Origin of the sequence: Rhodoferax aquaticus (assembly GCF_006974105.1) — a bacterium.
Taxonomy (GTDB): domain Bacteria; phylum Pseudomonadota; class Gammaproteobacteria; order Burkholderiales; family Burkholderiaceae_C; genus Allorhodoferax; species Allorhodoferax aquaticus_A.
The window spans coordinates 2720862-2743882 of sequence record NZ_CP036282.1; the positions used below are offsets into that span (position 1 = coordinate 2720862).

The 23021-nt window shown below is 56.7% G+C and carries 21 protein-coding genes and 1 riboswitch; of the genes, 6 read left to right on the forward strand and 15 right to left on the reverse strand.

Annotated elements, in window-relative coordinates:
* Positions 1–75 precede the first annotated feature (75 nt).
* From EXZ61_RS12455 to EXZ61_RS12480, 6 genes are all read right to left on the reverse strand, one after another.
* A complete protein-coding gene (locus EXZ61_RS12455; protein WP_142812069.1) occupies positions 76–1107 on the reverse strand; it encodes a thiamine ABC transporter substrate-binding protein in 1032 nt (343 codons plus the stop codon).
* Positions 1108–1198: 91 nt separating this feature from the next.
* A riboswitch (TPP riboswitch) is annotated at positions 1199–1296 on the reverse strand.
* A gap of 12 nt (positions 1297–1308) precedes the next feature.
* Positions 1309–2796: a DUF1501 domain-containing protein gene (locus EXZ61_RS12460; RefSeq protein ID WP_142812070.1), complete on the reverse strand. Its 1488-nt coding sequence runs from the start codon at positions 2794–2796 to the stop codon at positions 1309–1311.
* A gap of 9 nt (positions 2797–2805) precedes the next feature.
* On the reverse strand, positions 2806–4614 hold the full coding sequence (locus tag EXZ61_RS12465; RefSeq protein ID WP_237218953.1) for a DUF1800 domain-containing protein: 1809 nt from the start codon (positions 4612–4614) through the stop codon (positions 2806–2808).
* Between the two features lie 137 nt (positions 4615–4751).
* Positions 4752–5225, reverse strand: a complete 474-nt coding sequence (locus tag EXZ61_RS12470) for a DUF2269 family protein (RefSeq protein WP_142812072.1) — start codon at positions 5223–5225, stop codon at positions 4752–4754.
* Positions 5222–5638 carry a DoxX-like family protein gene (locus EXZ61_RS12475; protein WP_237218954.1) on the reverse strand — a complete coding sequence of 139 codons (417 nt, stop codon included), beginning with the start codon at positions 5636–5638 and terminating at the stop codon, positions 5222–5224. Before EXZ61_RS12475 ends, EXZ61_RS12470 begins: the two co-directional genes overlap by 4 nt.
* The gene (locus EXZ61_RS12480) at positions 5631–6749 is read right to left on the reverse strand and encodes a saccharopine dehydrogenase family protein (RefSeq protein ID WP_142812074.1); all 1119 of its coding nucleotides are present in this window, start codon (positions 6747–6749) and stop codon (positions 5631–5633) included. Before EXZ61_RS12480 ends, EXZ61_RS12475 begins: the two co-directional genes overlap by 8 nt.
* Before the next feature lie 105 nt (positions 6750–6854).
* Here EXZ61_RS12480 and EXZ61_RS12485 point away from each other — a divergent pair, with 105 nt between their 5' ends.
* The 6 genes from EXZ61_RS12485 to EXZ61_RS12510 all read left to right on the forward strand — a co-directional run bounded on the left by EXZ61_RS12485 (position 6855) and on the right by EXZ61_RS12510 (position 14987).
* Entirely contained in the window at positions 6855–9533 is a 2679-nt protein-coding gene (locus EXZ61_RS12485) for an ABC transporter permease (RefSeq protein ID WP_142814232.1), read from the forward strand.
* A gap of 208 nt (positions 9534–9741) precedes the next feature.
* Entirely contained in the window at positions 9742–10878 is a 1137-nt protein-coding gene (locus EXZ61_RS12490; protein WP_142812075.1) for a lipocalin-like domain-containing protein, read from the forward strand.
* Between the two features lie 183 nt (positions 10879–11061).
* Positions 11062–12837 carry an ABC transporter transmembrane domain-containing protein gene (locus tag EXZ61_RS12495; RefSeq protein WP_142812076.1) on the forward strand — a complete coding sequence of 592 codons (1776 nt, stop codon included), beginning with the start codon at positions 11062–11064 and terminating at the stop codon, positions 12835–12837.
* A 90-nt stretch (positions 12838–12927) separates the two neighbouring features.
* On the forward strand, positions 12928–13125 hold the full coding sequence (locus EXZ61_RS12500) for a hypothetical protein (RefSeq protein WP_142812077.1): 198 nt from the start codon (positions 12928–12930) through the stop codon (positions 13123–13125).
* A 33-nt stretch (positions 13126–13158) separates the two neighbouring features.
* Positions 13159–13557, forward strand: a complete 399-nt coding sequence (locus tag EXZ61_RS12505) for a hypothetical protein (protein ID WP_142812078.1) — start codon at positions 13159–13161, stop codon at positions 13555–13557.
* A 146-nt stretch (positions 13558–13703) separates the two neighbouring features.
* Positions 13704–14987, forward strand: coding sequence for a Glu/Leu/Phe/Val family dehydrogenase (locus EXZ61_RS12510; protein WP_142814233.1), 1284 nt, complete (start codon positions 13704–13706; stop codon positions 14985–14987).
* Between the two features lie 68 nt (positions 14988–15055).
* Here EXZ61_RS12510 and EXZ61_RS12515 read toward each other — a convergent pair whose 3' ends face one another.
* From EXZ61_RS12515 to nuoI, 9 genes are read right to left on the reverse strand one after another with little or no spacing between them, the layout of a single operon-like run.
* The gene (locus EXZ61_RS12515) at positions 15056–15523 is read right to left on the reverse strand and encodes a DUF1178 family protein (protein WP_142812079.1); all 468 of its coding nucleotides are present in this window, start codon (positions 15521–15523) and stop codon (positions 15056–15058) included.
* Between the two features lie 13 nt (positions 15524–15536).
* Complete coding sequence (locus EXZ61_RS12520; RefSeq protein ID WP_142812080.1) at positions 15537–16136, reverse strand: NUDIX domain-containing protein; 600 nt, start codon at positions 16134–16136, stop codon at positions 15537–15539.
* Positions 16137–16151: 15 nt separating this feature from the next.
* Complete coding sequence (locus tag EXZ61_RS12525; protein ID WP_142812081.1) at positions 16152–16454, reverse strand: DUF2818 family protein; 303 nt, start codon at positions 16452–16454, stop codon at positions 16152–16154.
* Between the two features lie 39 nt (positions 16455–16493).
* The gene (gene nuoN / locus EXZ61_RS12530; protein ID WP_142812082.1) at positions 16494–17981 is read right to left on the reverse strand and encodes an NADH-quinone oxidoreductase subunit NuoN; all 1488 of its coding nucleotides are present in this window, start codon (positions 17979–17981) and stop codon (positions 16494–16496) included.
* Positions 17982–18005: 24 nt separating this feature from the next.
* Positions 18006–19481: an NADH-quinone oxidoreductase subunit M gene (locus EXZ61_RS12535; protein WP_142812083.1), complete on the reverse strand. Its 1476-nt coding sequence runs from the start codon at positions 19479–19481 to the stop codon at positions 18006–18008.
* Positions 19482–19493: 12 nt separating this feature from the next.
* Positions 19494–21518 carry an NADH-quinone oxidoreductase subunit L gene (nuoL, locus tag EXZ61_RS12540; protein ID WP_142812084.1) on the reverse strand — a complete coding sequence of 675 codons (2025 nt, stop codon included), beginning with the start codon at positions 21516–21518 and terminating at the stop codon, positions 19494–19496.
* Between the two features lie 4 nt (positions 21519–21522).
* On the reverse strand, positions 21523–21831 hold the full coding sequence (nuoK, locus tag EXZ61_RS12545) for an NADH-quinone oxidoreductase subunit NuoK (protein ID WP_142812085.1): 309 nt from the start codon (positions 21829–21831) through the stop codon (positions 21523–21525).
* Entirely contained in the window at positions 21828–22469 is a 642-nt protein-coding gene (locus EXZ61_RS12550; protein WP_142812086.1) for an NADH-quinone oxidoreductase subunit J, read from the reverse strand. Before EXZ61_RS12550 ends, nuoK begins: the two co-directional genes overlap by 4 nt.
* A gap of 25 nt (positions 22470–22494) precedes the next feature.
* Positions 22495–23016 (reverse strand): NADH-quinone oxidoreductase subunit NuoI, encoded by a 522-nt coding sequence (gene nuoI / locus EXZ61_RS12555; protein WP_142812087.1) that lies wholly within the window; start codon positions 23014–23016, stop codon positions 22495–22497.
* Positions 23017–23021 lie beyond the last annotated feature (5 nt).

Here is a 23021-nt window from a genome sequence, read left to right on the forward strand (position 1 = left end):
CCTTTGGCTAAGCCGAGAGGTTTCATACCACCCCGGCGTGTGCAAGCCTGTGCATTGGCAACTTCCGCAAGCGCTTTACTTCAGCACCACTTTGGTCCAGCGGGCGACCCAGCCAGCGCCTTTTTCCGCGATGTCTTTGCCCTCTGGGCTGTCAAATTGGGTGGGCTCGGGTGCGAACTTCATCACGTCCGCACGCGCGACACCGGCTTCCACGGGGAACATCCACATCTCGGTTTGCATTTGCTGCTGCACGGCGGGTGAGCGCATGAATTCCACAAACTTTTCAGCCGCAGCACGCTCTTTGCCGCCCTTCACCAAAGCCACGCCCTCTACTTGGCGGAATACGCCACCCGGCAAGGACAAGCTGCCCGTAGGTGGCTCGCTCAGCTTTTCTTTGGAATAAAAAATTTCAGCCGCAGGGCTGCTGGCGTAGCTCACGACCAGCGGGTATTTGCCGCCGTTGCGGCTGAACTCGGTGTAATAGGCTTCGCTCCAGCCCTTGGCTACCTTCACGCCATTGGCGCGCATACGGCCCCACCAGTCAAACGCTTTTTCTTCGCCCATGGCACCAATGGTGGAGAGCATGAAGGCGTAGCCGGGGCTAGAAGTCGCGGGGTTTTGCACCACCAAGAGCTTGGCGTAGGGGGCTTGGGCCAAATCGTCCAGTGTTTTAGGCAAAGCTAACTTGCTCTTGGCAAACCAAGCTTTGTCGTAGTTCACGGTCACATAGCCATAGTCCACGGGCACCAGGCCGGGCAATGCCACCGCGCTGGGGCGGCTGGCGGCTGGGCCTGTGTAGGCGTCGAGCACGTCGGCACCCAGTGCTTTGCTGGCCAAGGAGTTGTCAATGCCGTAGACCACGTCAGCAATCGGGCTGGCTTTGGTGAGGATGAGTTTGTTGAGCATTTCGCCCGCGTCACCCGCTTTGCTTATCACCAGTTTGACGCCGGTGTCGGTTTCAAACTGCTTGAGCAGCGGCTTGGGCACTCCAAACGAGCTGTGGGTGAGCACGCGCAGTTCAGCCGCTTGGGCAGAGGACAAAGTGGCGCAGGCAAGCACCAGGCTGGCGCACGCAGTGGCCAGGGCAGACAAAGTGATGTGTTTCATAAAAGCTCTCTTCTTGCAATGCGCCAACGCTGGGCGTATGAAGAACCGGAGCTACAGACAAAGTGGCGCTTGAACAAACAAGGCTCGCTGCAAAAGAGGCCCATCACACTTCCTACGCTGGCATGACCCAGATCAGGTTCATGGGGTAATTCTCAGCCCGCTTTGCAGCAGACACCCCCGGTGAAGCGCGTATTGTAGAACCTATGCCAAAAACCCCAGGTCAATGGGGTAGTCGGGCCGCCCGGCGCGTGCGCCAAACTGTGCAAGGTTGGGCAACACGCGGTACAGGTCTTGCGGGCCCACACCAAACCAGCGCGCCAAGGTAGCCGCGTACTGGTCTACCGAGGTGCTAGGCAGCAAACGCCCCTGCCCCACATGCCACTGGTCTTGTGCCGCCGCTGTGTTGCCCACACTCACAGGTGGAGCCGTGCCATAGAAAGCTTGGCCTTTCACCGCGCCGCCTAGCACCATATGGTGCGAGCCCCAGCCGTGGTCTGAGCCGTCACCATTGGAGGTGAGCGTGCGGCCAAAGTCGGATGCGGTAAAGGTGGTCACGCTGTCGGCCACCCCCATCTCCACCGTGGCGCGGTAAAACGCCGCCATGGCCTCGCTCACACGCCCCAGCAGCACGGGCTGCTGCGCAATCAGGTTGTCGTGCAAATCAAAGCCGCCTAGCGACACCAAAAACACCTGGCGCTTGTTGCCCAACACGCTGCGCCCTTTGATGAGGCGCGCCACCATTTTGAGCTGATCCGCCAAGGGGTTGGCCGTGGGAAATTCGGTGGCCAGCGGACTGCCCGCCGACGCCCCGGTGCCTGGCTGACTCAAGGCCAGCGCGGCAGCAATATGCCCTTCGGCCTCACGGGCCCGTTGGGTGATGCGGGTGTACTCATGTTCCAGCATATGCGTGCTGGGCTGCGTGATCATTTGGGAGATCAGGTTTTTCACCGCAGGCGAGCCATACACGGCTGCATCGGTTGCGCAACGAATGCGCACCGCACCCTGGGTGCTCACCTGGTACTGCAGCGCCTGCTCGCCCGACAAAAACACGGCATTGCCGGTGACTGACACACAGGTGAACAAAGACTTGGCGTTGCCGCCCAAGGCCAAGTCGCCCAGGTGGCCGCCCCAGCCTACGGTAGAGCCCTCGGGCGAAGACGATTGCCACACCGACTGCTGGTCATTGTGGGAAAACAACTTGGGTGGCAAGGGGTACTTTTTGCGGTCTGGGCTGGCATATTGCTCGCGCGTCAAGGGCACCACCAAGGGCCCCACATTGAGCTGCACGGCGGCGTGGCCGGCGTTAAACAGATCCGCCATGGCTTTCATGGCGGGGTGCAAGGCGTATTGCCGCCCGCCGGGCAAGGCTAGGCGTGGCTTGAGCACCGTGGCAGCCAAATCTGGGCGCGCTAAGGCAATGCCCCCACCTGCTTCGCCACCGCCGCCGCGCACCGTGGCGTACTGCGCGTAGCTCGCTTCGTCATAGGTGACGACGGTGTTGGCGTAATCGTTGCCGCCATACAAAAAAACGCATACCAAGGCTTTGTAGTCTTGGGCGGTGGCGGCAGCTGCTTCGCCCAGCGCTGCCAAATTCATAGCAAAGGGCAAGGCGGTACCGGTGAGCGCCAGTTGGCCCGTGCGTTGCAAAAAGGCGCGGCGGCTGTGGAGTGCGTCTGTGGGGTGTGCCATGGCCGTTCCTTACTTTTGAACCAAGTATTGGGGCGCGGCCATCACCATGAGCACGGCGGCGCTGACCCGGTCTAGGCGCTTGTCCGCGCTACTGGTAGCGTTGAGCGGCTGGGTATTCAGTGCATCCGCCATCTGCGCGAGCAGCTTGGCGGGAAGCTGGCCTGCGCACATCAACAGGTTCAGCCGCGCGAGCAGGGCTTTGGGGTCAAGGACCAAGGCCAGTTCATTCACATAGCTGGCCTTGATGTCGTAGCCGTTTTTGGGGTTTTTGGAGTTGCTAACGTTGTTGGGCAAGTCTGGGTCGTTGACGTAGATGCCGTTGCGAATCACGTTTTGCATGTAGTTCAAATAGCCCGCCACGGTGCTTTCTGAGACGATTTGAAACTCGGGCGCCACGCTGCCCGCTGCAGCCATCGGGGTGCTGGGTGGCACATAACCGGGCCTGAAGTAGTTGAACACCGAGGGAGAACGCAAGGGGCTTTGCCCCAGCTGCGTGGCCGGGTTGCTGAGGTCGGGAATCTTCCAGCTGCCCTGCGCGGAGCTGGCACCAAAGGTACGCGCCCATTGCACCAGGCGCAGCATAGGCTCGCGCAAATGGCCAAACTGCGGGTGGGTCAGCCCCTCTGGTGCGCGGGCTTCGTTGTCTAACAAGATGGCGGCAAACACGGCACGCAAGTCGCCGCGCACGCCAGCTCCGTTGTCCGCAAACACGCTGGCCACGCGGCCGATGTAGGCAGGACTGGGGTTACTCGTGACCAAGCGCTGGATCATTTGCCGGGCAAAAAACGGCCCTACGTTGGGGTGGTGAAACAGCGTATCCAGCGCTGCCTTCAAGGCTGCAGACGCTGAAGTGTTGGCCGCAATCTGGGTGCCCAAAAACTGCACGGCCAAATCGGAGTGGCGGTTGGGGGTCAAGGCCATGGGCTTTTTGGCGAAAAACGTGTTGCCCACTTTGCGCTTGCTCTCGGCGTCAAACATCACGACCACGTTTTGCCGTTGGTCAAAGTCGTAGCCCGTGAACACACGAGCCAACTGGGTCACGTCGCTCTGCGTATAGGTCTCCAAGCGGTTGCCCGCCGCGTCGCGTTTCTCAGAACCATCGGGGTTGAGTTGAACCAGGCCGATGGTGAAGAGCTGCATCACCTCGCGGGCGTAGTTTTCGTCAGGCACGCGGCCCGTGGCGGGGTTTTCTTTTTGGTTGCCTTTGGTGCTGAGGTAGTGGCCCATGGCGGGGTGCAGGCTGACCGCTTCGAGCAGGTCACGGAAGTTACCCAAAGCTCCGCGTACCAAGGTGTCCCAGTAGTCGGCCATGGCGTGGCTGCGCCAGCCAAAGTCCAGGCCTGTGAGCGACACCACAAAGTACTCCGACAGCGCCAGCGCCAAGCGTTTGCGCACCGGGTCTGGCGCAGTGATGAGCTGGTTCCAGACCATGTAGTCGCCGGGGTAAAAGTGGTCGAAGTAGCGGGTGTCGTTGGCAATAACACCGTAACCCCGCGCCTCTAGCCAATCCCACCCGGTTTGCCCCAAGGGTGCTGCAAACTGTTGCGCCAACCACCCGGCGTAACCTAGGCGTTTCACAGCGGCAAGGTCGGCATCAGACGCCGAAAACTGCGCCTGCAACACAAAGCGCGCGGCTTCTTCCGAGGTATGGGCTGAGGTGTAGGTTTGTCCATCACGCTGTAGCGAAATGCCTTGTCCAGCGGGTTGGGTGGCGCAGTTGGCCAGCAACACACTGGCGCCCACAAGGGCTGCGCGCTGGGCCCAAGGGCCTGGGGAAGTGTCTACGGGGGTGTCTTCAACAACGGTGCTTGTGTCCAAAGTGCGCTCCAGAGATGTGGGCTTGCGCCAGTTGGCGTGAACCGGCTAAACGGATGTGTAGTTTGGCAAGGTACCACGGCTCGGTAAAGCCTGCGTGAAGCGAGTGTCACAAAGTTTTGGGTCGAAGCCGACAGCGCTCACCCCAATGTCGGTTTGTTCACCATCAAATAAAACACCACGGCCATGGCGGCAAATGCGGGGTAGCCCAAGCGCTCCCACCACCGTGCGTAACGCCAATACTCGGCGGGCAAGGCTTGGCCGGTGGCAGCTGCGTGCTTGGCCAGCGCTGCCATGCGAATTTGCAACCACACCACAGGCAGCCAGCAGGCGCCTGCCAGGGCATACAAGGCTATCGACACCATGAGCCATGGAGTCGTGAGCGGAAAACCCGCGAGGTACACCATCAGCAAGCCGGTAAGCGGTTGCAACACCACGGCTGGCGTGGTGAACCACCAATCGGCCCGCACCACCAGTGCACACACCACCGCTTGGGCTTGCACGACCCCGCTGCGGTTGGTGAAGAACATGTAAAACGCCGACCCTAAGCCCGTGCCCACCAGCACCACGCTGGACACGATGTGCAGGGTTTTCAGGAGCAAGTACGTGTTCATGCATCCCCCTTCGCAGCCTCAGTGCGTGCGCCTTTGCCGGAACTGCTACGTGGGCTGTGCAAGGCCAAGATCCATAGCATCACGCCCAGGGGGATGTTTTTGCTCAAGGGGCCCAAGGGGTGCAGCCACAGCTCTGGCAAGAGCACGGTGGCCAAGAGCGTCATCACCACCATGAGCACCAAGGCCAAGGCATACACCCAACGGCTAGGGCGCCACAACATGGCCAAGCCCAGAGCCAAGTCGGCCGCAGCGCCGCCCCACACCAAGGCGGCCACTAACACCGGGTGCCCAAGGCCAGCATTGAGCAAGAGCAAGCGGCTTTGGCCATGCCACTCCCACACACTCACCAAGGCCGTAAAGATCCACACCGCCACCAAACTCAAGCGCAGCCAACGCAACTCTTGTTCACGCATGGGCCACCTGCTCTTCCAGCACATCGCTCACCATGCCCCAACGCGCAAACTCTGGGGCGAATGCGTCCAATGCCAGCAAACCTATGCAGGCTTGGGCACCGGGCGCAAAAGCTTCTCCTGATGCAACACGGCGCGCCAACACAATAGCGGCCATACAAGGGATTTCAGGCCCGTGGTCATGGTCTGCAGCAATGTGCCAAGCACGCCGCACGGCGTGCCCTTGCGCACTGATACCTGCCACCCGCACCACCATGCCGCCCAAGGCCGTGCCCAAGCCATCGAACACAGGCGCGGTGGCGTTCAAGAAGCCCGCAAACCGCTGCAGGTCGGGCAGCCAACCGGCGGCGCGCAAGGCGGCAAGCCAAGCAAATACGCGCTGGGTCAAGCCAACCTCCAGCGCCGCGCGAAACTCCACGCGATCACGCACATGGAAATGCGTGGGGAAAAGCTCCAAGTCAGGGATGTCGCACACCGCGCCCAAGCGTGGCTTGAGGCGTGCAAAGCTCACGCGCTTTGGCTTGGCCCACCCGATGGTTTGGGTCCACTGCCCACCAGACCATACCGACAAAGGCTTGCCGCAGTAGCTAAGCACCGCAGCCAATGTGGCTTTGCCGCGAGGTGCCGTCTGCGCAGGGGCAATGCAAATGTCTATGCTGTGAATCTGCTGCCAGCCCTGCGTCAGATGCGCCACCACCGCCGAGGACAAAGCGGGCACGGTGCTGGCACCGCTGATGGCGGTGCGGCCTGCCTGCGCAAAGTCGGCATGCAGCGCATCGGCAAAGTCGCACACAAAACGGCGGCCGTCGGCCAGGTCGATATAGTGCGCGCCCGCCGCCGCCACAGCGCGCGCCACGCCATAGTCCTGCCCCTGAAATGGGCCCGCGGTATGCAGCACCAAGCCCACACCCAGCGCACGCACACGCTGGCTAAACTCGGCTCCCCGCATGTCCAAGCCCACGCCTTGGGCACTACCGCCCAGTTGCGTGGCCAGCGCTCGGGCCTTGGCGACATCGCGGCCAGCGACCAAAAGTTGGATGTGGGGATTGCCGCCTAAGGCCCGGCAGATGCGGGCGCCAAAATTGCCATAGGCACCGAGAACAAGAACTTTCATGCCAACGCGGCCTTGCGGCCCAAGAATGAGACAAGCGACTATAGACCACACCACATGACCACACAGCACGCGGCGCAGCCTGCGCACGCCGCACAATGGAGGCCTATGCGCAGCGCGATTGCCTCACTCCTCATTACCTACTCTTGGCAGGAATTGCGACAGCACCCCTGGCGCAATGCCGCAGCGGTGGTGTCGGTCATGCTGGGCGTGGCCTTGGCCTTTGCGGTGCATGTGATTAACGCGTCGGCTTTGGACGAGTTTGCGCAAGCAGCGCAGTCGGTCAGCGGCAAGCCGGATTTAGAGGTGCGTGCGAGCGGCGGGCTCAGCGGTTTGTTCGACGAGGGCCTGTACCCGCGTTTGGCCAGACACCCGGATGTAGCCCACGTAAGCCCTGTGCTAGAGCTGAGCACCTACGCGCTGCGCCCGGGCGCAACACCCCCCCGCGTATTGCTCAAAGTCGTTGGCGTAGACGCATTGCAGGTGACGGCTATGGCACCTGACTTGATGCCGCAGCCCGCAGCAGACGCTGACCGCTTGGCCATTTTTGCGCCGGACTCGGTGTTTTTGAACGCGACTGCGCGCACGCAGCTGCCGCAAGACCACATCGACTTGCAGCTAGGCCTGCAACTCAAACCCGTGCGTGTGGCTGGCCATGTGCAAGCCAGTGGCGCGGCGCTGGCGGTGATGGACATTGGCGCTGTCCAAGACCTGTTTGACCGCCAAGGCCAGCTCAGCCGCATAGACCTGCGCTTGCGCCCAGGGGTGGACAAGGCGGCGTTTATCCAGGCGGTGCAGGCCCAAAGTGACTGGCCTGCGGGTGTTCGCGTGAGCGAGCCGGGTGAGGCGGTGTCGCGCCTGGGCACCTTGTCACGTGCCTACCGCATCAACTTGACTGTATTGGCCTTGGTGGCTTTGTTTACCGGGGGTTTTTTGGTGTTTTCGGTACTGGCGCTGAGCGTGACACGCCGGGCGCAGCAGTTTGCCTTGCTGCGTGTGCTGGGGCTTACCGGCGCGCAGGCCATGCGCTTGGTGCTGTTGGAAGCCTGTGTGCTTGGGCTGATAGGCAGCGTGCTGGGGATTGCTTTGGGCACTGGTTTGGCCATGGCTGCGCTGCACTTTTTGGGCGCGGACTTGGGCGGCGGCTACTTCACGGGCGGTGCGCCGCGCTTGCAATGGAGCGCCTACGCTGCCTTGGGCTTTGGCGTCTTGGGCCTAGGCGCTGCGGTGCTGGGTGCTTGGTGGCCGGCACGTTTGGCGCAAGGTTTGCCGCCTGCGCAAACCCTCAAGGGCTTGGGCGCAGGCTTGGGCTTGGGCTTGGGAGGATCGGGAGGCAAGCGCCCATGGCATGGCTTTGTGCTCCTACTGATTGCAGGCGCGCTGGCATGGGTGCCGCCCATGGGCGGCATTGCCTTGGCGGCGTATGCCAGCGTGGCCTTGCTGCTGCTAGGTGGCATCAGCACCTTGCCCTTGCTGGTGGGCGTGGTGCTGGACCGCTTGGCGCCCTGGGTGCAAGGGCAGGCCTTGCCACTCTTGGCCGTGGAGCGCGCCCGCCGTGTGCGCGAAAGTGCTGCCGTAGCAGTCAGTGGCGTGGTGGCCGCACTGAGCCTGGCCGTGGCTTTGACCGTGATGGTGGCCAGCTTTCGGCATTCTGTGACGCAGTGGTTAGATACTGTGCTGCCCGCAGACCTGTATGTGCGCACGGCCAACAGTGGCAGCGCCAACGACACCAGCTATTTCGACCCAGCCTTTGTGCGCGCTGCGCGCCTATTGCCGGAGGTAGAAAAACTCAGCACCCAGCGCAGCGTGCCGCTGCTGCTCAACCCCGCCCTGCCTGCCGTGACCTTGATCGCCCGCCCCTTGCACGGTCAAGATGGGGGTGTGCCATTGCCACTCACAGGCGCGCCATTGCCGGTGCCGCCAGGTGCCATTGGCATTTATGTGAGCGAGGCCATGGTGGACCTGCATGGCGCAGGCCTGGGGCAGAATTTCCCGGCGCTTAACGAGGCATTTAGACCTCTAGCGCCCATGAATACAGCGCAGGCAGCTACGTTTTATGTAGCAGGTGTGTGGCGAGACTATGCTCGCCAGTTTGGCACCATTGCCATGGACGCCGCCGACTTTGAGCGCTTGAGCGGCGACACCCGCGTCAATGACTTGTCGCTATGGCTTAAGCCAGCGCGTCCGGGCAGCGTTGAGCACGATACAGCCAAGCAACAACTGGTGCGCGTGGAGCAAGCCTTGCGCGACTTGGCCCGCGAGCAAGCCCGCGCATCCGCACCAAGTGCCAGCAACACAGCCATGGCGCAGGCCGATGCGCTTTTGGAGTTTGGGTCCACCCAAAGCATTCGGGCCACTACCCTCACCATCTTCGACCGCAGCTTTGCGGTGACCTACTGGCTGCAAGCCGTGGCCATAGGTATTGGTCTATTTGGCGTGGCGGCCAGCTTCAGTGCGCAAGTGCTGGCGCGGCGCAAAGAGTTTGGGCTCTTGGTGCACTTAGGGCTCACACGGCAGCAGGTTTTGAAGGTGGTGGCGCTGGAAGGTTTGGCGTGGACCTCACTCGGCGCCCTCGCTGGAATTGCCCTGGGCTTGGCCGTGGCCTTGGTGCTGGTGCATGTGGTCAACCCCCAAAGCTTTCACTGGACGATGGACCTGAACGTTCCTTGGCTGCGCCTCGGTGCTTTGGGTGCTGCAGTGGTTGCTGCGGGCACAGTCACCGTGTGGCTATCGGGCCGCGCCGCGGCAGGTCAAGATGCGGTGCTGGCTGTGAAAGAAGATTGGTAGATGCCAGCAACACACCATTTACTTCGCCTTATGCAACCGAAATATGCTCTTCCAAGCCATCTGGCCGCAACCCCACCTTGCCTTTGCATGCCGCATCTAAGCACAACATGGACACCCCTCCTCTCAACGAAGAAGCCCGGTTGCTGCATGCGATTCGGGGCCTACCAAGGTGTGCTGCGTCGCCCCTACTTGCAGATTGCAGCGTGAGATGACCCCGCCCGACATGCCCACTCTGCCAGCGTTAAGTCGCCGCCAGCTGCTGCAAGCGGCAAGCCTGTACTCTCTGGCTATGGCTCCATGCGCCCATGCTTTGGCGCCAATGCGCTTGCAGTTTCCGCGGGACGCGGGGGCCCATCCTGATTTTCAAACGGAGTGGTGGTACATCACCGGCTATGCCAATGCCCGGGGGCGCGAGGCGGCGTATGGGTTTCAGCTCACGTTTTTTCGCAGCCGGGTCCCGCAGACCCAAGGCATGCGCTCAGGCTTTGCGGCCAAGCAACTCATTTTTGCGCATGCGGCCATCACCGACGTGCAAGGCAAGAAACTCTGGCATGACCAACGCACTGCGCGCTGGTCAGGGCGCGTGCCCCGTACAGAGTCGGCCAGCACCTCCAACGTCGACTTGGCAAGCGCCAGCACCACCGACACCGACGTGGTGCTGCGTGACTGGTCGCTCAAACGCGTGGGCGCGGAGTTGCATGCCACGCTGCCCAGCCCACAGTTCAAGCTTCAACTGCGTTTGACGCCCACCCAGCCTGTGCTGCTGCAAGGCAAAGACGGGCTTTCGCGCAAGGGGCCAGACCCCGAGCAAGCCAGCTACTACTACAGCCAACCGCAACTCGCGGTGCAAGGCACGCTGGACTTGAACAACGTCAGCCACGCGATCGAGCCGGGAAGCCGCGCATGGCTGGACCATGAGTGGAGCCAAGCCCTGTTGCACCCGAACGCGGTGGGCTGGGATTGGATTGGCATGAACCTCACAGACGGCAGCGCGCTCACCGCATTTCGCCTGCGTGACGCCCAAGGCCAGGCACTGTGGGATGGCGGCTCCTTTCGCAGCGCGGGGCAGCTCTACACCTTTAGCCGGGGCGAAGTCACCTTTCAAGCGACGCGGTTTTGGACTAGCCCCATCAGCCGCGCCGTATATGGCGTGGAATGGACCGTGCGCACCCCAGCGGACATTTACACCGTCAAAGCAATGCTGGACAACCAAGAACTCGACAGCCGCGCATCGACCGGTGCCATCTATTGGGAAGGCTTGTGTACCCTGTGGGACAGTAACGGCCGCTTGGTAGGGCGGGGTTACCTTGAAATGACCGGCTATGCCAAGGCGCTCAAACTGTAGGAGACGCAGCATTTGCCTAAAGCCAAGCAGACTCCAACAACGCGCCCGAACCACTACACTTTTTATAGCTGCTTGCGCTTATTCCATGGGCGCAATCAGCACTTTTGACCCTCATACAGAATAATGCGCTTGTTGCACTGCTACACCTTGTACAGTGCGGACACCGCCCCCATCTAAGCGACCATGACTTCAGAACGACCCAAATCCCAAAGCCCCAAATCGCTTTCTGGCTTGTTGCCATTTTTGCGGCCCTACCGCAACCACATTGCGTCCACCCTAGTGCTCTTGGTACTGGCAGCGGTGGCCACTTTGGCGTTTCCGGTGGCTTTGCGCAGCCTCATTGACGGTGGCTTGGTGCAGACTGACAAAGGCGCGCAAGTGATGGCCATGCGCGAGCATTTCGCGCTTTTGTTTGCTGTGGCGGTGGCGCTGGGCATTTTTTCAGCCGGGCGCTTCTACATGGTGAGCTGGTTGGGCGAACGTGTCACGGCAGACTTGCGCAATGCGGTGTACCAGCATGTGCTGCGCCAAAGCCCAGAGTTTTTTGAAACCACGCAAACTGGCGAAGTTTTGTCCCGGCTCACAGCGGACACCACGCTGGTGCAAACGGTGGTGGGCTCGTCCTTGAGCATGGGCCTGCGCAATTTGGTGATGGGTGTGGGGGCGCTGGCCATGCTGGTGTGGACCAACCCGGTCGTTATGTTTCAAGTGCTGCTGGTGCTGGTTTTGATTGTGTTGCCCAGCCTGTGGTTTGGACGGCGCGTGCGCAAGCTCTCGCGCGCCAGCCAAGACCGCGTTGCAGACTCCAGCGCCATTGCGGCGGAAGTGCTCAACGCCATTCCCGTGGTACAGAGCTACACCGCCGAGGGGCGTGAGGCCACGCGTTTTAACGACTCCACCGACCAAGCATTCAACACGGCGGTGAAGCGCACCCGCGCCCGAGCCGTGCTGGTGGCCTTCATCATCATTGCGACGTCGGCTGCTCTGCTTTGGGGCTTGTTCCAAGGTACCCAAGCGGTTATGGAGGGCCGTATCACCGCGGGCCATTTGGGCCAGACGGTGGTGTACGTAATCATCTTGGCCAGCGCATTTGCGATTTTGGGCGAGGTCTATGGCGACCTGTTGCGCGCCGCCGGAGCCACAGAGCGGCTCATGGAACTGCTCGGTACACAGAGCCCTATCACTTCACCTCAAAAACCAGTGCTATCGCCCATGCCTGCTGCGGGGAGTGCTATTCAATTTGAAGCAGTAACATTCCACTACCCATCACGCCCAGACACACCTGCCCTTGCGGGGTTTAGCTTGGACATACACCCAGGCCAAACGGTGGCCATCGTGGGCCCCAGCGGCGCCGGTAAGAGTACGGTGTTTCAGCTCTTGCTGCGGTTCTATGACCCACAAAGCGGCAATATTGTGCTGTACGGCACCAATACGCGGGAGCTATCGCTAGAGGCCTTACGCCAACGCATAGGCATCGTGCCGCAAGACGCTGTGATCTTCTCCAGCTCCGCGCTCGAAAATATTCGCTATGGCCGCCCTGATGCCACCGATGAAGAGGTCAAAGCTGCCGCGCATGCAGCGTTTGCCCATGAGTTCATCAGCGATCTGCCCCAGGGCTACGACACCTTTTTGGGAGAGCGGGGATTACGCTTATCAGGCGGTCAACGCCAACGCATCGCGATTGCCCGCGCCATGCTCAAGAACCCGCCCCTGCTGCTCTTGGACGAAGCGACCAGCGCATTGGACGCGGAGAGCGAACGCATGGTGCAAGCAGCACTAGAGTCGGCCATGCGCGACCGCACCACACTGGTCGTGGCCCATCGTTTGGCCACGGTGCAAAAGGCAGACCGTATTTTGGTGCTAGACCACGGTCAGCTGGTAGAGCAAGGCACACATGCTGAGCTGGTAGCACTGGGTGGCATTTACGCGGGCTTGGCGGCATTGCAGTTCAACGTGTAGCGTGCCAACGGCTTTGGCCACATCTCAACGAGGCCTTGAGTTTGGATGCACCCACACCTAAAATGGGTGATCTCATTTTGGGAGCTCGCCATGGACGTTTCTTCAGTGAACCAGCAAGCGGTGCGCAACGATCGCCCCACCAAACAGGCGGACGAGGCACAGCGGGCTCCGAAAGAAAAAGCCCCTGTGAAGTCAGAAGCTGCAACGGCCCATGCGCCCGTGCAGAAGCAACCCGTGATCAATACGCAAGGGCACGTCACCGGGCGCAAACTCAATGTAAGTGCCTGAAGTGTTGGCGCTTGGGAACCTAGGCAGCTTTGTATGCCCACTATTACCGCGAGCTATGCCAGACCTACGCCACAGGCCATGATGGACAAAGCCCGCTTGGAGCAGGCCAAGCGCGATGCAGACCAGGCAGAAGCAACAGCGCAAAATTTGCGCGCCCAAGCTGACGCTGCGGAAATGGACGCCCAAAAGAACCATGATCAGGTTCGTGACTTGAGTTCAAGGATCCGGCGTGCCGACGCTACTTACTCTGCACCTAGCGGCAAGCCTTCCGAAGTACCCCAGAAAACCCAAAATTTCTTGGAAGACATGTACACCGCAACCAGTGCCAAATTTGCCGCCAGTGGAAATCCGCTAAAGGCGGATGCATTGTCATCGCCTGTGGTTAACAACCAAGGACAAGCCACAGGGCGCATTGTCAATCTCAAGGCTTGAGCCCAGAGACACAATCATGCATAAAACGCATAGATGTGAAAAAAGTTAGCCTTGGACAAGGCCTACACCGAAGTCTAAAGTGCAGGCTCTAACAACGAGACGGAGCAATTTTGTCAAACACCATCATCACCGCCACAAGCGGAAACATGCCGGCACAACACCCCGTGCCATCGTATTTGCAAGCCGACAACCTTGGCCCTTGGGGCAACTACTTGCAGCAAGTCGACCGCGTGATTCCTTATCTGGGTCACCTCGCCCGTTGGGCTGAAACGCTTAAGCGCCCCAAGCGCGCCTTGATCGTCGATGTGCCGATTCAATTGGACAACGGCACCGTTGCCCACTTTGAAGGCTACCGCGTACAACACAACACCTCGCGCGGCCCAGGCAAAGGCGGCGTGCGTTTTCACCAAGACGTAACATTGTCCGAAGTGATGGCTTTGTCCGCGTGGATGTCCATTAAAAATGCCGCCGTTAACGTGCCTTACGGCGGTGCCAAGGGCGGCATTCGGGTTGACCCCAAGAAGCTTTCACTCGGTGAGCTTGAGCGTATGACCCGCCGCTATACCAGTGAGATCGGCATCATCATTGGGCCAACCAAAGATATCCCGGCACCTGACGTGAACACCAACGAGCAGATCATGGCGTGGATGATGGATACCTACTCCATGAACGAAGGTGCGACTGCAACCGGAGTGGTAACCGGTAAACCTGTGGATTTGGGTGGTTCCTTGGGCCGCCGCGACGCTACTGGGCGTGGAGTGTTTACCGTGGGGGTTGAGGCAGCGCGCCACCTAGGTATGGACGTATCAACAGCTCGCATAGCGGTGCAAGGTTTCGGTAACGTGGGTGGCGTGGCTGCGCGTTTGTTCACTGAAACCGGCGCAAAAGTGGTCGCTGTCCAAGACCATGGCGGCACAGTGTACCGAGACTCGGGCCTAGACGTAACGGCTCTATTGGCACATGTAGCAAAGGCAGGCACTGTGGCCGGCTTTACACAAGCCGATGTCTTGCCCAACGCCGCTTTTTGGGAGGTCGATTGCGACATCCTGATTCCCGCCGCCCTCGAACAGCAAATTACGGTCGACAACGCCGGCCGTATCAAGGCAAAGCTGATCATTGAAGGTGCCAATGGCCCGACAACGCCGGCCGCCGACGACATACTGCAAGAGCGCGGTATTTTGGTTCTTCCTGACGTCATCGCCAATGCCGGTGGCGTAACCGTTAGCTACTTCGAATGGGTGCAAGATTTCTCCAGCTTCTTCTGGGGCGAAGACGAGATCAACGCACGCTTAGTGCGCATCATGAAAGAGGCTTTTGCAGCCGTGTGGCAGGTTTCGCAAGACCACAAGGTGACCTTACGCACAGCCACCTTCATTGTGGCTTGCAAGCGCATCTTGCACGCACGCGAATTGCGTGGCTTGTACCCCTAAGCAAATCTCAGTGCGCCACATTGAGGCGCACTTGGTTTGAGGCACGCCAAAAAAGCCCTTGCAAATTCCTACTGCAAGGGCTTTTTCAATGCATTGGGCAGTAGTAGTGGAAGCACGTTAATGCCTTCTTCCAGCAAGGACTGGGTTTCCTCCTGCGAAGCACGGCCACGTATGGCGCGCTCTTCAGCTTCGCCGTAGTGCATCTTGCGGGCTTCTTCGGCGAATTGGCTGCCCACGTCGGTTGTGGTTGCGACCACATGTTTGGAAATGTCTAGCCAGGCTTGGGTTAAAGCGTCCATTGGATCGGCACCACCTTCAGTGCCGGCAGAGCTATCTATAGCCTTGAGCGGTACAGCACCCTCATTTCTCGGGCCAAAATTCAGCCTAGGCGCACTGAGCTTCTTCTGAACTTGGCTATCGCTACACATCGGGCACTGCACCAACGCACGAGCCTTTTGATCTATATAGTCGGCTTCAGATCCAAACCAACCCTCGAAGCCATGCCCGTTCCCACACTGTAAATCCAAGACCTTCATGATGTGCACTGCCTCAAGCTGTAGCCGACGCGCAGGCCTGCCACTCAAGCGACCATTTGCCCGCTAACACATTTTGCAACCAAAGTGCGCCCGTTAAGGTTTTAGCGTCTGTCACCTGGCCCGACTGACACCACCCAAGCAGTTCGTCTGGCGTAGCGGTGAACACATCCAGAAATTCGCCGTTATCGAGTTGGCGGGCACCTAAAGTCAAGTCACGGGCAAACCAGATATCAATGAACTCGGTGGAATACGCAATCACCGGATGCATAACCCCTGCCCTTGCCCACTCCTGAGCTCGGTAACCTGTTTCTTCGGCAAGTTCCCGTTGTGCACACTGGATGACGCTCTCGCCCGGGTCTAACTTACCAGCAGGGAACTCAATCATGACCTGCCCCACCGGATAACGGAACTGCCGCTCCAGCACGACACGCAAAATACCTTGTCCATCGGTCAGCAAAGGAATCACCATCACGGCGCCAGGATGCCGCACATACTCGCGGGTAGCGCGCGCACCATCCGGTAGGGTTACATGGTCACGAAAAGCGTGGAGAAATCGTCCTTTCAGAATCTCTTCTGTCGATTCCTTGACCTCAATTAAGTGCTTGTCGCGCATGCAGAAACAGCAGACTCACGTTCCACGTTTCAACAGGTACCGGTACACGAACCCTGGAAACGCAAACGTCAAGAACAGGGTGCCCGTAATCGCATAAAACTCCCAAGTCTGGGGAGCGATTTGACCCACACGGCGCTCCAACAATCGCCCAAACCCACCCGCCAAAAAGTAAAAAATCACCAACTCTAGCAGACGAATATGCAAAGCCTTTGGCTTTGAGAGCACAAACGCAAGCAAAAACCTGTTGGTAAAAAAAGGAAGGTTTGCTGCGACTAACGCCAACAGCACGACAAGGCTAACGAACAAAGACGTAGTCACAACGTAAGAACACCCAAGGTAGCTGACTTTTGAACGGAGTTAAGTGCCCAGCATCTGAAGAACGGAATTCGCACACAAAGCCATCAGGGCGCCAGGAAGAACACCCAAGACCAATAGCAAGCCGCCATTGATTGACAAGGTAACGCGAACATCCATACCAGCAACCACTTGGGTCGCGGTAATGGGTGCGTCAAAGTACATCACCTTCACAATGCGCAAATAGTAGAACGCACCGATCAATGACATGATTACAGCGAACACCGCCAAGCCCAAGTAAACCGGCTGACCTGACACGATCAGCGCTTGCAACACTGACAACTTGCCATAAAAACCGACCATAGGGGGAATGCCTGCCAAGGAAAACATACCTGCCGCCATAACACCAGCGTAAAGCGGACTACGTTGGTTGAGACCCGCCAAGTCAGCAATTTCTTCGCTCTCGAAACCCTCGCGTGATAGCAGCAGAACTACACCAAAGCATGCCAATGTGGTCAAAACATAAGTGATCACATAGAACATGGCTGAGCTGTAAGCATTTGCAGCAGAGAAAATGTTTCCATTGACCACACCGGACAACAAACCAAGCAAGACAAAACCCATCTGTGAGATGGTGGAAAACGCCAACATGCGCTTGATATTGGTTTGAGCGATGGCAGCCAAATTACCGATGAATAAAGACCCGACCGCCAGCACCATCAGCATTTGCTGCCAATCCAACGCCATAGGCAACATACCTTCCACAAGCAGGCGCATAGTGATCGCGAATGCAGCAAGCTTAGGTGCCCCGCCAATCAATAGAGTTACAGCTGTCGGCGCTCCTTGGTAGACATCAGGAATCCACATATGGAAAGGAACCACGCCTAGCTTAAAGGCTAGACCAGCCACGATAAACACTACACCAAACACCAGCACCTGATGGCGAATCTGACCAGAGGCAATCGCCTTGAAAACTTCATTGACGTCCAGCGAACCTGTCGCGCCATACATCATGGACATCCCATAGAGCAAGAATCCAGACGCCATTGCACCCAACACAAAATACTTCATCGCAGCTTCAGTGGCAGCAGCGTTATCCCTGCGCAGAGCCACCAATGCATAACTGGACAAAGTCAGTAGCTCCAAGCCCATATAGATAACCAGAAAATTATTCCCAGAAATCATCACGAACATGCCCAGCAAAGCAAATAGGCTCAGCGTAAACAACTCCCCGCCGCGCAACATGTCTCGAGTTGCTGCGTAAGGGCGGCCGTACACCAAAGTAACCAATACCGCTACGGATGCAAAACACTTGAGCCAATTCCCCATCGTGTCGCTGACGACCATATTGCCGAAGCCGTAGTAAGTAGCACCGCTACTTGCATAACTAGCCTGCACGACAGCAACCACGAGCAACGTTAAAACCGTAACCGCGTAGGTTAGGCCCCGTTGTGGACTCTTAACCCACAAATCCATGATCGCTATGAAACACGCCATCACCAGCAAGATGATTTCGGGAAAGGCAGTGAACCAACTGATTTTGTCAATCATCTTTCTTCTCTCAATTCAGTAGGATCAGTTCAACTTGGAAACAGCGACGTGCTTCAAAAACTCGGCCACAGAAACGTCCATCACGTCAGTAAACGGTTTGGGGTAAATGCCCATACACAGTGTCGCGATTGCCAATAACGCTAACATCAGAAACTCTCGTGCATTGATATCCACAAGCGCCTTCACATCATCATTAGCAACTGGCCCGAGGTACACGCGCTTAAACATCCAAAGCGAATAGGCCGCACCGAAAATTAGGGCACTGGCTGCTGCCAAGCCAATCCAGAAATTAAACTTCACTGCGCCTAAGATCACCATCCATTCGCCCACGAATCCAGCGGTACCTGGCAGTCCACAATTCGCCATCGCAAAGAACAGGGCAAAGGCCGCAAACTTAGGCATTGTGTTCACAACTCCGCCGTAGCTTGAGATGTCACGAGAATGTACGCGGTCATACAGCACGCCAATCGACAAAAACATGGCGGCAGAAACAAACCCGTGGGCAATCATTTGGGTAATACCACCAGCGACGCCTAATGCGTTGAAAATGAAGAAACCCAAGGTCACAAAACCCATATGAGCCACTGAAGAGTAAGCTACTAGCTTTTTCATATCTTGCTGGATCATGGCCACCAGTCCAACGTAGACGACTGCGATCAATGACAGCGCCACCATCAACCATGCCCACTCATGGGCTGCATCTGGTGCGATCGGCATGGAGAAACGTAAAAACCCATAGGCGCCAAGCTTCAACATAATGGCGGCCAGAACGGCGGATCCACCTGTTGGAGCCTCCACGTGTACATCGGGCAACCATGTATGGACGGGCCACATAGGTACCTTGACCGCGAATGCAGCAAAGAACGCGAAGAACAACAATGTCTGGGCATTCATCGGCAATGGGAGGTCATGCCACACCGACAATTCAAAACTGCCACCAGACTTAGCGTACAGATAGATCAATGCCACCAACATGAGCAGGGAGCCCAATAAGGTGTAAAGAAAAAACTTAAACGCTGCATAGATCTTGTTGGGTCCACCCCACACCCCAATAATGAGGTACATCGGAATCAGTGTCGCCTCAAAGAATACATAGAACAGCATTCCATCGAGGGCACAAAAAACACCGATCATGAGGCCACTCAGTATTAGGAATGCACCCATGTACTGATTGACCCGCCGAGTAATGACTTCCCAACCTGCTATAACAACGATCACGTTAATGAAGGCAGTCAGCAGCACGAACCACAGCGAAATACCATCCACTCCTAGATGGTAATTAATGTTGAAACGTTCAATCCATGGGACGTTTTCGACAAACTGCATCGCAGCGGTAGCGATTTCAAATTGCCCATACAAAGGCAGCGTTACCAAAAAACTTAGCAGCGCGCCTACCAAGGCGACCCACCGAACGACAGTTGCATGTTCATCACGCCCAACTACCAAGAGCAATATGCCAAAGGCGATCGGCATCCAAATTGCAAGGCTCAACAAACCCATATTCCAATACTCCTACTTGAGCCAAACAAAATACGTCATCAAAACAAAGATTCCCAGAATCATTGCCAAGGCGTAGTGATATAGGTAACCACTCTGCGCGAACCGTACAACCCCAGACACACGAGACACCAGCTTCCACGACCCATTGACAACTCCTCCATCAATGAGTTTTTGGTCACCAAATTTCCACAACACGCTGCCTAGGCCTCTGGCGCCCTTTGCCAAAAGGTTTTCATTGATCCAATCCAGGTAGTACTTGTTCTCGAGCAAATTGAAGATGGGCATTGCCATGCGCTTGATCGCTGCAGGTACAGCTGGATTGATCATGTACATGTAATAAGAGGTCGCAACACCGGCCACAGCAAGCCAAAACGGCAAGGTACTCAGCGCATGGATAGCCATTGCGATAGCTCCGTGGAAGGCCTGGCCCAACTCCTCCATAGCGGCATGTTTCTCGTGATCTACAAAGATGGCGTCTTTGAGAAATTCACCGAACAGCATGGAGTCAATGGTTAAAAACCCGATTAGCACAGAAGGAATGGCCAGCAAGACCAAAGGCAAAGTTACAACCCATGGGGATTCATGTGGCTTGTGCTCCCCATGGCTGGAGTGCCCATGGTCCGAGTGGTCATGGTCGTGCGCGTCAGGGTTCTGGTCGTATCGCTCTTTGCCATGGAAAACCAAAAAGTACATCCGAAACGAATAGAAGGCAGTAACAAATACCCCCGCCAGCACGGCAAATGAGGCGAATCCAGCGGCTGGTAAATGGCTCTCATGGACTGCTTCGATAATGCTATCTTTAGAGTAAAAGCCAGAAAAAAGAGGCGTTCCAATCAGCGCTAGCGACCCCAACAGTGAGGTAACCCATGTGATCGGCATGTACTTACGAAGTCCGCCCATCCAGCGTATGTCTTGGTTGTGGTGGACTCCCATGATCACTGAACCTGCCGCCAAGAATAGCAACGCCTTGAAGAACGCATGGGTCATCAAATGGAACACTGCCACTGAATATGCAGATGCCCCCAAGGCTACCGTCATATAGCCCAGCTGTGAAAGGGTGGAATATGCCACCACGCGTTTTATGTCGTTTTGAATAATGCCCAAGAAGCCCATGAACAAGGCCGTAATGGCACCGATGACCAAAACAAAGTTAAGTGCGGTATCACTCAATTCAAACAATGGCGACATGCGTGACACCATAAATATTCCCGCAGTTACCATGGTTGCGGCATGGATCAGTGCCGATATCGGAGTCGGGCCTTCCATAGAATCAGGCAACCATACATGCAGTGGAAACTGTGCAGATTTCCCCATTGCACCAATGAAGAGACAAATACAAATCACTGTCACCAACAGCCAATCCGTGCCAGGGAAGACAGTTGCAGACAGCTCTGCAGACTTTCCAAAAATCTCTGTGTAGTTTAGGCTGCCTGTGTATGCAACGAGAAGCCCAATTCCCAAGATAAACCCAAAATCACCAACACGATTCACCAAAAACGCTTTCATATTCGCGAAAATGGCCGTGGGCTTATTGAACCAAAAGCCGATCAGCAAATAGGAAACCAACCCTACAGCCTCCCAACCAAAAAACAACTGAAGCAAGTTATTGCTCATGACTAACATAAGCATTGAAAACGTAAACAGTGAAATATAGGCGAAGAAACGGTTGTAACCGGCATCTTCATCCATATACCCAATGGTGTAGACATGAACCATGAGTGAGACAAAAGTCACCACACACATCATCATGGCAGTCAGCCCATCCACCATGAAACCTACTTCCATCTTGATTCCGCCAACCACCATCCACGTATAAAGGGTCTCGTTAAACCGAGCGCCATCTATAGCAACGGAATACAGTGTCATTGCGGACAACACGAAGGCGATGAAAACTCCCAAAATGGTAAGGGAGTGGCATAGACGTCGTCCGAAGTGATTGCCACCAAACTTTGTACCAAAAACACCCGCAAAAAGGGCACCCAGTAAGGGCGCCATGGGAACAGCCAATAGAGTGGAAGAGGAAAGGGTTTGACTCATGTGATTAACCCTTAAGCGTATTGAGTTCGTCCACGCTAATGCTGGACTTATTTCTAAATAGGAGCACCAGAATTGCCAATCCAATTGCGGATTCAGCTGCAGCGACCGTCAATATGAAGAACACAAAAATCTGCCCATGCATGTCATTGAGGTAATGGGAAAACGCTATGAAGTTCGTGTTCACCGCCAGTAACATGAGCTCGATAGCCATTAGTAATACGATGAGGTTGCGCCGGTTTAAGAAAATACCAACGACTGAAAGTGCAAACAGCATTGCACCCAAAGACAAAAAGTGGCCTAGTGTTAATGTCATGATTTGGTCCCAGCGCCTTCAGCCATGTTTTCAGATTCGGGCGCTATTTTTGTAGCAGACATTTTGACCACAGTCATGCGGTCCTTCGACCGTACACGAACTTGGTCACCTGGATTAACGTACTTGCTATCTTTCCGCGCTCGTAGAGTAAGAGCGATAGCAGCAATCATTGCAACCAAAAGAATAGCGGCGGCAACTTCAAGCGGATACACATACTCGGTGAACAACAAAATTCCGAGTTGTTTTGTATTTGGTAGATTGGTTACTTCTGGACTCGGGGCAACATCCGCAACCCTAAAGCCACCCATTAATACAGCCGTCATCTCTAAAGCGATCACGACGCCAATCAACGCAGCCAGGGGAAAGTGCCGCCAAAAGCCAATGCGCAAGTTCTCGACGTTGATGTCCATCATCATGACAACGAACAAGAACAGAACCATGACTGCCCCCACATACACAAGTACCAATGTAATGGAGAGAAACTCTGCCTTTAACAGCATCCAAATCATGGCTGCTTGAAAGAACGTGAGAACCAGAAAGAGCGCTGCGTGCACAGGGTTACGGGCCGTAATAACCCTAAATGCAGCTAAGAGCAGTACGGTCGAAAAGATATAAAACAGGCCAGTGGTGACATTCATAACTAAAGCTCTTTTCTCGACTGCATCAGCGGTATTTGGCATCAGCCAATTTGTTGGCCGCAATTTCGGATTCGTACTTATCCCCTACAGCCAGCAACATCTCTTTTGTGAAGTACAGGTCCCCTCTCTTTTCACCGTGATACTCCAAAATATGAGTTTCGACAATAGAGTCAACGGGGCAGCTCTCCTCGCAGAAGCCGCAAAAAATACACTTCGTCAGGTCAATGTCGTACCGTGTTGTACGACGAGAACCATCCGCCCTGACGTCCGATTCAATCGTAATTGCCATCGCCGGACATACGGCTTCGCAGAGCTTACATGCAATACAACGTTCTTCCCCATTTTCATACCTGCGTAGAGCATGCAAGCCACGGAAACGCGGTGATAGTGGGGTTTTTTCTTCTGGAAACTGAACAGTGACTTTGCGTCTAAAGGCATAGCGCCCCGTCAACGCAAGTCCCTTGAACAACTCAAGCAACAAAAAACTATATAAAAAATCTTTAATGGAAAAGGCGCTACGCGCGCGTGCAGGAGCGTTCAATGACATAGCAA